The 6,160-nt window shown below is 71.3% G+C and carries 8 protein-coding genes; 5 read left to right on the forward strand and 3 right to left on the reverse strand.

The window, feature by feature from the left end:
• The first annotated feature begins 74 nt into the window (after window positions 1–74).
• The gene (gene snpA, locus ABZU99_RS01390) at window positions 75–737 is read left to right on the forward strand and encodes a snapalysin (RefSeq protein WP_356049882.1); all 663 of its coding nucleotides are present in this window, start codon (window positions 75–77) and stop codon (window positions 735–737) included.
• A 212-nt stretch (window positions 738–949) separates the two neighbouring features.
• A complete protein-coding gene (locus tag ABZU99_RS01395) occupies window positions 950–1,162 on the forward strand; it encodes a hypothetical protein (RefSeq protein ID WP_355946797.1) in 213 nt (70 codons plus the stop codon).
• A gap of 43 nt (window positions 1,163–1,205) precedes the next feature.
• On the opposite strand, the gene ABZU99_RS01400 is transcribed toward ABZU99_RS01395, so the two are convergent.
• Together ABZU99_RS01400 and ABZU99_RS01405 are read right to left on the reverse strand one after the other, a co-directional pair.
• Window positions 1,206–1,586: an STAS domain-containing protein gene (locus ABZU99_RS01400; RefSeq protein ID WP_355946795.1), complete on the reverse strand. Its 381-nt coding sequence runs from the start codon at window positions 1,584–1,586 to the stop codon at window positions 1,206–1,208.
• A gap of 234 nt (window positions 1,587–1,820) precedes the next feature.
• Complete coding sequence (locus tag ABZU99_RS01405; protein WP_355946792.1) at window positions 1,821–2,213, reverse strand: STAS domain-containing protein; 393 nt, start codon at window positions 2,211–2,213, stop codon at window positions 1,821–1,823.
• A gap of 270 nt (window positions 2,214–2,483) precedes the next feature.
• Here ABZU99_RS01405 and ABZU99_RS01410 point away from each other — a divergent pair, with 270 nt between their 5' ends.
• Window positions 2,484–3,155 carry an HAD family acid phosphatase gene (locus ABZU99_RS01410; protein WP_355946789.1) on the forward strand — a complete coding sequence of 224 codons (672 nt, stop codon included), beginning with the start codon at window positions 2,484–2,486 and terminating at the stop codon, window positions 3,153–3,155.
• Here ABZU99_RS01410 and ABZU99_RS01415 read toward each other — a convergent pair.
• Window positions 3,134–4,261 carry a DUF2330 domain-containing protein gene (locus tag ABZU99_RS01415; protein WP_356049910.1) on the reverse strand — a complete coding sequence of 376 codons (1,128 nt, stop codon included), beginning with the start codon at window positions 4,259–4,261 and terminating at the stop codon, window positions 3,134–3,136. The two genes, ABZU99_RS01410 and ABZU99_RS01415, sit on opposite strands and share 22 nt — an antisense overlap.
• Window positions 4,262–4,559: 298 nt before the next feature.
• Between ABZU99_RS01415 and ABZU99_RS01420 the strand changes: the two genes are divergently transcribed.
• On the forward strand, window positions 4,560–5,498 hold the full coding sequence (locus ABZU99_RS01420; RefSeq protein ID WP_355946786.1) for a beta-ketoacyl-ACP synthase III: 939 nt from the start codon (window positions 4,560–4,562) through the stop codon (window positions 5,496–5,498).
• Between the two features lie 63 nt (window positions 5,499–5,561).
• Window positions 5,562–5,957 (forward strand): VOC family protein, encoded by a 396-nt coding sequence (locus tag ABZU99_RS01425; protein WP_356049886.1) that lies wholly within the window; start codon window positions 5,562–5,564, stop codon window positions 5,955–5,957.
• Window positions 5,958–6,160: the final 203 nt, after the last annotated feature.

Raw genomic sequence — 6,160 nt, forward strand, 5'->3', positions numbered from 1 at the left:
AGTTCATCCCACGGCCACCGACCGCCGCACCCCACACGGCGGTTGGGGCCCGAGGACGATGAGGAGCCCCCCACATGTCCCTGCGCAAGTCAGCGCTGTCCGTGACCCTCGGTCTCGGCCTGGCGGCGACCCTGTCCGCCCTGCCCGCCTCCGCGGCCACCCCCGATCACACCGCCACCCAGCGCACTGCCGCGGCCGGCTATGTCCCCGGCGGCCAGGAGCGGGCCGACACCGACGCCTTCATCAAGGCCGTGATGAAGTCGGCACTGGCCAAGCGGGCCAAGTCGCCCAGTACGGCCGCCGCCGTCACCGTCGTCTACAACGCCGGCCAGGCCCCGACCTTCCGGTCCCAGATATCCCGCAGCACCCAGATCTGGAACGCGTCGGTGACCAATGTGAAGCTGCAGGAGGGCAGCAACCCCGACTTCACCTACCGCGAGGGCAATGACTCCAGGGGCTCGTACGCGAGCACCGACGGCCACGGCAGCGGCTATGTCTTCCTGGACTACGCGCAGAACCAGCAGTACGACTCCACCCGGGTCACCGCCCATGAGACCGGCCATGTGCTGGGGCTGCCGGACCACTACTCGGGCCCGTGCAGTGAGCTGATGTCCGGCGGCGGCCCCGGCCCGTCCTGCACCAACGCGCAGCCGAACCAGACCGAGATCAACCGCGTCAACCAACTGTGGGCCAACGGCCTGGCCTCGATCGACAAGGGACTCGCCAAGGCCCACTGAGCCTCCTGAAGCCCCACTGATCCGCTGATCCGCTGACCCATGGATCAGGGCCCACCCGCCCGCACCCGGTTCCCGACGCCGGTGCGGGCGGTCGGCGTGTGCAGCGCGGGAGCGCCGCCACTTCGCGCCGGAGGTACGGTATATACGGAGCATTCCGTACAATCCGGCCGGTCCACCTCCCGGCCGGGCTCGGGCCTCAGGGAGTGAGCGCCATGGAGACCGCCATCACCGTGGTCGTGATCCTTGTGATGATCGCCGTGGGCGCCCTGCTGATCCACCGGACGAATGTCGCGAACGGCAGCCATGTCTCGGCCGAGCAGCACGAGGACATCCCGGTCGGCCACCACTCCCGCCTCCGCCGCTGGCTTCACGGGCGGTCGCACCGGGGCCATCAGGTGACGCCTCCCCAGGACCGCCGGGTGTGAGGCCCGCCGCCAAACGGCTGCGGCATCGCGCCGGACCGGCCGGCTACTCCTCGCGGAGCGCCTCGTCCAGCGTGGACACCGGGGGCAGCACATCGAACAGCCGGCCCGCGCGCAGGGTCCGAATGATCAAGGGGTTGTCGCAGACCAGCCGCAACCGACCGCCGCGCTCCGCGGCCCGCCGATGAGCGCGGCACAGCAGCCCCAGGCCCGAGCAGTCGAAGAAGACGGTGGCCCGTAAGTCGACGATGACCATGGCCGTCGGCGTGACGTGGGCGGTGGCATGGTCCAGCGGCGTTCCCACGGTCTTCAGCCCGGCGATGTCGATCTCGCCGTGGAGCTCGACGACCGCGTGGTCGCCGATCCAGTACGTACGGGCGCGGGGCTCGGTGTCCGGGAACGCCGATGAGCCACCCTGCTGCGTCATCGCGATATCCCCTCGGAACGGCACACTGCCCCCTCTCACCTCCGCCAGGACCCCGGGAGCGGGCAGGATCGGGCTTCGGGTGCGGGACGGATCGGCCGGGTCCTTTGGGTGATGTCCCGCGAGCGTACGGGGGTGACCTCGGGTCACGGAGGGAGGAACGCAGCATTGCGCCCCGGAAGTCCGCTCATTCGAGTGAAATTCGGTTCGTACTATTGACACTCGGCCAGATGCGCCTCAGGCGTAGGCGTCGCCCCCGCCCCCGGCCACCGGGTCCGCGGCCCCCGCGATCACCGGTGCCAGATCGTCCAGCACCTCGAAGGCGTCGTCCAGCCGGACCATCCGCAGCAGCCGCAGAAACCGCGGATCGACCATCACCAGCCGCAGCCGGCCGCCCCGCTCCAGCACCCGGTTGCGCACCCGGCACAGCAGGGACAGCCCGGCGCAGTCAAGGAATGTGACCGGCCGCAGATCCAGGACCAGATCCGGACACCTGGGATGCGCGAGGGAGTCGAGCCGAGCCGCGATCCGCCCCGCGGCGAAGATGTCCAGCTCTCCCTCGACCTCAGCGACCGTGACGCTCCCCAGCGCACGCACACGGACACCGAAGGCAGGCCGATCATCGAACATGCAAGCCTCCTTGACATGGTGGAGGCGCGCGACACCGGAGCCCGCAGCCACGCCGGTCGCCGCCGCTGGATCCAGGCCGGCCCTTCAGTACATGACATACCCATCTACCGGCTGACCAGTCAACGGACGGCCGGGCACGTGTCGTTGGCCTATTTTGGCGCTCCGCCATGGCAACCGTTACTCATCAGTAATGTGTTTACCCCCTCGCGTCCACCCCGAGCCGTGAACATGTCACGGGGCAGATCCATTTCGATTCGAGGGATGTGACCGATGACAGCAACACGCGCGCGATCGCGACGGCTCGGCGCGACGACGGTGGCCGTGGCCATGGCCATCGGCGTCGGCGCCACGGCCACCACGGCCACCGCCGCCACGACCGGCGCCACGGTGGCCACGGCTCGGCCGGGCCCCACCGCCGGAGCCGCCGCCACCCCCACCGCCGGCGACAAGGTCGACTACGAGACCTGGCAGCGCGATGTACGGGCCATCATCGACGGACAGGCCCGCCCCTACATCGAACGGCGCACCGCGCACGCGGCGGGCGAGAAGCAGGCCATCGTCCTCGACATCGACAACACGTCGCTGGAGACGGACTTCGGCTTCAGCTACCCGCAGCCCGCCGTCGCCCCGGTCCTGAAGCTTTCCCAGTACGCGCACGACCGCGGCGTGGCCATCTTCTTCGTCACCGCCCGGCCGGGCATCCTCACTCCCCCGACCGAGTACAACCTGGAGCAGGTGGGCTACCCGGTCGCGGGGCTGTACGTACGCCATCTGCCCGACCTCTTCCAGGACGTAGCCGCGTACAAGACGGCCAAGCGCGCGGAGATCGAGAAGAACGGCTACACGATCATCGCCAATATCGGCAACAGCCCCACGGACTTGACCGGCGGCCACGCCGAGAAGTCCTTCAAGCTGCCGGACTACGACGGCCAGTTGTCCTGAGCCGGGGCCGGGTCACCCGGCCACGCTCGCGCCACCGGGCGGCGGCGCCGCCTCACCGTCAGGGCCGTGAACACGGCGGCCGCCACGGCGAGGAGGCCGCCGCCCACCGTCAGCAGCCACACCGGGACGCCGCCCACCGTCAGCAGGGTGTCGTGGTAGACGACCTGCTGGTACGGGTCGTCACGGGCGGTGCGCCGCAACTCGTGGTCACCCGAGATCCGTTCGGGCCACGGGAAGTCCTGCCGGAGCGCCGTCAGGAACATCGGCCGCCCGCCCGCCAGCTCCGCCAGCTGTCCGTGCGATGAGCGATCCTGGCCCACCCGCCCTGCGTAGACCACCTCGGGCGGGCGGCCGCCGATGTCGCCGCGCGGCTCCATCCGGTGCGGGGCCAGCACGTACAGCTCCAGGGCCTGCGGTGTCCTCGCCAGCCGGGAGAGCCGCATCGGGTAGACGAGGCGCTCGGAGGCGAAGGTCAGCCGCAGCGGATCGAGCGTTCCCTCGAGCACGGCCCGCCGGCCCTTGTCCGCGGGCGCCAGCCGTACGGCGACGTACTCCCACTTCGCCCGCACATAGGGCGTCAGCCCATCCGCCAGCCGGTCCGGCAGCTCGAAGCCATGGCCCTCCAGCCAGTCGCGCAGCGCGTCCGGGTCGGTCGCGGTGAGCCGCGCGACATCGAACGGGCCGAGCCGCTCCCGGCCGACCACGCCCACGGGTGGTGCGCCCGCCCGGGCGCCGTCCGGGGCCGCGCCCACGGAGTGATCGTCGTCGCCGAGGGGCCAGTCACCGTCCCTCGGCCAGAAGTAGTGACGGTCCTTGTCGACCGGAGCGGTGACGCTCCGTACGTCGTCGAACAGGGCCTGGTTGCCGAGCGTGACCGTCGCCCGGTGCGGCACCGGCATGATCCACGCGGCCTCGGGGGCGTCACCGCGCACCGTGAGGCTCATCACGATCTGCTCGGAGCGGCCGTCCCAGCGCACCACCGACGACTCTCGCTGCACCGCCAGCGTGGTGTTCCGGCCCGGCACCATGCCCCCGCAGCCGCACGCGTACGCCGGCCGCACCAGCGACCCCAGCTGGACCAGCACCAAGGCCAGCACCACCAGCATCGCCCGCCGCCATCCCGGCGACACCCGTCCCCCGATGTTCCGCACCGTGCTCCCTCCTCGTCCCGTCGAGCACGGCTTCAGACGGCGGCGCGGGGTGATCCGGTTCCGCCCGCTTCACTCCGGTGCCGGATCAGGAAAGGCCGAAAGCTCCAGATCTCGGGGCACAAGATTGGTGAGGACCCGCGTGCACGGCACGTCGGTTCCGCTCAAGACTGGGCACACCGCAGACTGTGCGTCGACACCTACGCAAAGGACGCGACATACGTCGACACCGACACCCGCGCGAAGGGGATACCCGATGACCGGATCACGCGTACTGGCGCTCGGCCACTACCAGCCCGCGAGGGTGCTCACCAACGACGACCTCGCGGCGATGGTCGACACCAGCGACGAGTGGATCCGCAGCCGGGTGGGCATCAGCACCCGCCATATCGCGCGCCCGGACGAGACGGTCGACGAGATGGCCACGGCCGCCGCCGCCAAGGCGCTGGCCCACAGCGGGCTCTCCCCCTCCGACATCGACCTCGTGCTCGTCGCCACCTCCACGGCGATCGACCGCAGTCCCAACATGGCGGCCCGCGTCGCCGCCCGGCTCGGGCTGACCTGCCCCGCCGCCATGGACGTCAATGTGGTCTGCGCGGGCTTCACCCACGCCCTCGCCACCGCCGACCACGCCATGCGGGCCGGATCCGCCACGGCGGCGCTGGTCATCGGTGCCGAGAAGTTCACCGATGCCGCCGACTGGACCGACCGCTCCACCTGTGTGCTGGTCGGCGACGGTGCGGGCGCGGCCGTGGTCGTCGCCACCGAGGAGGCGGGCATCGGCCCGGTGGTGTGGGGCTCGGTCCCCGAGATGGGCCACGCCGTCCGTATCGAGGGCACCCCGCCCCGCTTCTCCCAGGAGGGCCAGTCCGTCTACCGCTGGGCCACCACCCAACTGCCGCCGATCGCACGGCAGGTGTGCGAACGGGCCGGGATCGAACCGCAGGATCTGGCCGGGGTCGTCCTCCACCAGGCCAATCTCCGGATCATCGAGCCGGTCGCGCGGAAGCTCGGCGCGGTGAACGCCGTCATCGCGCGGGATGTGGTCGAATCCGGAAACACCTCGGCCGCCAGCATTCCGCTGGCCCTCTCCAAGCTCGTCGAACGCGGGGAGGTCGGGTCCGGCGACCCTGTGCTGCTCTTCGGCTTCGGCGGCAATCTGTCCTACGCCGGGCAGGTCATCCGCTGCCCCTGACGCGCGCCCCTGACGTCCGATTCGTTCAAGACCGTCGGCCGGGACGCTGGCTACGCTGCCCGCATGACACCACGATTCGACGCGATCGGCCTGGTCGTCGCGGACATGGCCGCCTCGCTCGCCTTCTACCGCCGCCTCGGTCTGGACATCCCCGCCGAGGCCGACACCCAGCCACACGCGGAGGCGCCGCTGCCGGGCGGGCACCGCCTGCTCTGGGACACCGTGGAGACGGTCCGCTCCTTCAACCCCGGCTGGACCCCGCCGAGCGGCTCCCACCGGATCGCGATGGCCTTCGCCTGCGACAGCCCGGCCGATGTCGACAAGACCTACGCCGAGCTGGTGCGGGCGGGGGTGCGGGGGGAGAAGGAGCCGTGGGACGCGTTCTGGGGGCAGCGCTACGCGGTGGTCCTGGACCCGGACGGCAACGCCGTGGACCTCTTCGCCCCGCTGTCTCCCTGACCCCGCGCCCGCGGCGGCCGGGCCCGGCCCGCCCCTAGCCAGAGGCCAGCAGCCGGCTCAGCGGCAGCCCGGCCAGCGCCGTGACCTCCCGCGCCAGATGCGCCGTGAACCTCTTCGCCCCGCTGTCTCCCTGACCCCGCGCCCGCGGCGGCCGGGCCCGGCCCGCCCCTAGCCAGAGGCCAGCAGCCGGCTCAGCGGCAGCC

It is taken from the genome of Streptomyces sp. NPDC005266, from assembly GCF_040607655.1.
GTDB lineage: Bacteria > Actinomycetota > Actinomycetes > Streptomycetales > Streptomycetaceae > Streptomyces.